This window comes from Alkanindiges hydrocarboniclasticus, assembly GCF_001982605.1.
GTDB lineage: Bacteria > Pseudomonadota > Gammaproteobacteria > Pseudomonadales > Moraxellaceae > Alkanindiges > Alkanindiges hydrocarboniclasticus.
Genome location: NZ_MLCN01000021.1, coordinates 1 through 3466, shown reverse-complemented (window position 1 = coordinate 3466; position 3466 = coordinate 1). Strand labels below are relative to the sequence as shown.

The following is a 3466-nucleotide window of genomic DNA, read 5'->3' as shown; positions in this document are numbered from 1 at the left end:
TTATTAACTTCTGTGATTTAAGTATGACAGTAAAATTAGTGTGATCTGACGAAGACGCATTAACTCTTTAACAGCATGAATAATTGAGTCTGAAATAATTGTTTATATTTCTAGCTTAAATTGGCGTGATTGCTGATTTTTAGATTCACCTGTTTCGGGTGGATGTTTGGATCAATGATTGCGGACGGTTTAAGCTGGACTAGCAAACTGAATCAAGCGTTCTTGGTATTAACGGTTGAAGCTATACGACGTTTTAGGGTTGTATAGTCAAGTAACTAAGTGCACATGGTGGATGCCTTGGCAGTCAGAGGCGATGAAAGACGTGTGAGCCTGCGAAAAGCTTCGGGGAGGCGGCAACAATCCTGTGATCCGGAGATGTCTGAATGGGGAAACCCACCTGCCATAAGGTAGGTATCAATACATGAATACATAGTGTATTGAGGCGAACGAGGGGAAGTGAAACATCTCAGTACCCTTAGGAAAAGAAATCAATTGAGATTCCCGTAGTAGCGGCGAGCGAACTGGGATAAGCCCATTAAGTCTAGTGTGTTTTAGAGGAATGAGATGGAAATCTCAGCCGTAGTAGGTGATAGCCCTGTACTTAAAAGGGCACATTAGATGAATCGAGTAGGGCGGGACACGTGATATCCTGTCTGAACATGGGGGGACCATCCTCCAAGGCTAAATACTCCTGACTGACCGATAGTGAACCAGTACCGTGAGGGAAAGGCGAAAAGAACCCCTGTGAGGGGAGTGAAATAGATCCTGAAACCGTGTGCATACAAGCAGTGGGAGCGGACTTGTTCCGTGACTGCGTACCTTTTGTATAATGGGTCAGCGACTTATATTCTGTAGCAAGGTTAACCGTTTAGGGGAGCCGTAGGGAAACCGAGTCTGAATAGGGCGTTTAGTTGCAGGGTATAGACCCGAAACCGAGTGATCTATCCATGAGCAGGATGAAGGTGCCGTAACAGGCACTGGAGGTCCGAACCCACCGTCGTTGAAAAGCCGGGGGATGACTTGTGGATAGGGGTGAAAGGCTAATCAAACTCGGTGATAGCTGGTTCTCCCCGAAAGCTATTTAGGTAGCGCCTCGGACGAACACCATTGGGGGTAGAGCACTGTTTCGGCTAGGGGGTCATCCCGACTTACCAAACCGATGCAAACTCCGAATACCGATGAGTGATATCCGGGAGACAGACTGCGGGTGCTAACGTCCGTAGTCAAGAGGAAAACAATCCAGACCGCCAGCTAAGGCCCCAAAATCATAGTTAAGTGGGAAACGATGTGGGAAGGCATAGACAGCTAGGAGGTTGGCTTAGAAGCAGCCATCCTTTAAAGAAAGCGTAATAGCTCACTAGTCGAGTCGGCCTGCGCGGAAGATGTAACGGGGCTAAAACTATGTGCCGAAGCTGCGGATTTGACATTAGTCAAGTGGTAGGGGAGCGTTGTGTAAGCCTGTGAAGGTGTGTTGAGAAGCATGCTGGAGGTATCACAAGTGCGAATGCTGACGTGAGTAACGATAAAGGGAGTGAAAAACTCCCTCGCCGAAAGACCAAGGGTTCCAGTCCAACGTTAATCGGGGCTGGGTGAGTCGGTCCCTAAGGTGAGGCAGAAATGCGTAATCGATGGGAAATTGGTTAATATTCCAATACTTCTGTATCATGCGATGAGGGGACGGAGAAGGTTAAGTCAGCCTGGCGTTGGTTGTCCAGGTGGAAGACGGTAGGCATGCATCCTAGGCAAATCCGGGGTGCTCTATGCTGAGAGTCGATAGCAAGCTGTACTTGTACAGCGAAGTGGCTGATACCATGCTTCCAGGAAAAGCCTCTAAGCTTCAGTGATACAGGAACCGTACCCGAAACCGACACAGGTGGTCAGGTCGAGTAGACCAAGGCGCTTGAGAGAACTCTGCTGAAGGAACTAGGCAAAATAGTACCGTAACTTCGGGAGAAGGTACGCTGCTGTTGGTGATAGGCTTTACGCCTTGAGCTGATGGCAGCCTCAGTAACCAGGCCGCTGCAACTGTTTATTAAAAACATAGCACTCTGCAAACACGAAAGTGGACGTATAGGGTGTGATGCCTGCCCGGTGCTGGAAGGTTAATTGATGGGGTTAGCGTAAGCGAAGCTCTTGATCGAAGCCCCAGTAAACGGCGGCCGTAACTATAACGGTCCTAAGGTAGCGAAATTCCTTGTCGGGTAAGTTCCGACCTGCACGAATGGCATAATGATGGCGGCGCTGTCTCCAGCAGAGACTCAGTGAAATCGAAATCGCGGTGAAGATGCCGTGTACCCGTGGCTAGACGGAAAGACCCCGTGAACCTTTACTGCAGCTTGACATTGAACTTTGACCTTACTTGTGTAGGATAGGTGGGAGGCTATGAAGTTGGGACGCCAGTTCCAATGGAGCCATCCTTGAAATACCACCCTGGTAATGTTGAGGTTCTAACCATGATCCGTCATCCGGATCTGGGACCATGTCTGGTGGGTAGTTTGACTGGGGCGGTCTCCTCCTAAAGAGTAACGGAGGAGTACGAAGGTGCGCTCAGCGTGGTCGGAAATCACGCGTAGAGTATAAAGGCAAAAGCGCGCTTAACTGCGAGACCCACAAGTCGAGCAGGTACGAAAGTAGGTCTTAGTGATCCGGTGGTTCTGTATGGAAGGGCCATCGCTCAACGGATAAAAGGTACTCTGGGGATAACAGGCTGATACCGCCCAAGAGTTCATATCGACGGCGGTGTTTGGCACCTCGATGTCGGCTCATCTCATCCTGGGGCTGAAGCAGGTCCCAAGGGTATGGCTGTTCGCCATTTAAAGAGGTACGCGAGCTGGGTTTAGAACGTCGTGAGACAGTTCGGTCCCTATCTACCATGGGCGCTGGAAATTTGAGAGGATCTGCTCCTAGTACGAGAGGACCAGAGTGGACGAACCTCTGGTGTTCCGGTTGTCACGCCAGTGGCACAGCCGGGTAGCTATGTTCGGAAGGGATAAGTGCTGAAAGCATCTAAGTACGAAGCCCACCTCAAGATTAGATTTCCCTTAGGCTTTATGCCTACTAAAGAGCCGTTCGAGACTAGGACGTTGATAGGTTGGGTGTGGAAGCGCAGTGATGTGTGAAGCTAACCAATACTAATTGCTCGTGAGGCTTGACTATACAACACCTAAAACGTTGTAATTCACCTTAATACCCTTGCTTGATTCATTAAGCTAGTAAACAGTCAGACTCAGTCAATTCATGATCAAATCTTAAAGCTAGTCTTTAAGTACAGCATTGCGTACTTTAACCAAAGAGTTAAAGACCAACCAGTTGTGCTGGCGACCATAGCACGTGTGAACCACCTGATCCCTTCCCGAACTCAGAAGTGAAACCACGTTGCGCCAATGGTAGTGTGGCATTCGCCATGTGAGAGTAGGGCATCGCCAGCTCATTATTCAGACCCCCATCAGTTAATCTGATGGGGGTT

The 3466-nt window shown here is 49.2% G+C and carries 2 rRNA genes; both read left to right on the top strand.

The window, feature by feature from the left end:
* Positions 1-265 precede the first annotated feature (265 nt).
* A 23S ribosomal RNA gene (locus BKE30_RS08150) occupies positions 266-3156 on the top strand.
* Between the two features lie 157 nt (positions 3157-3313).
* Positions 3314-3428 (top strand): 5S ribosomal RNA (gene rrf, locus BKE30_RS08145).
* Positions 3429-3466: the final 38 nt, after the last annotated feature.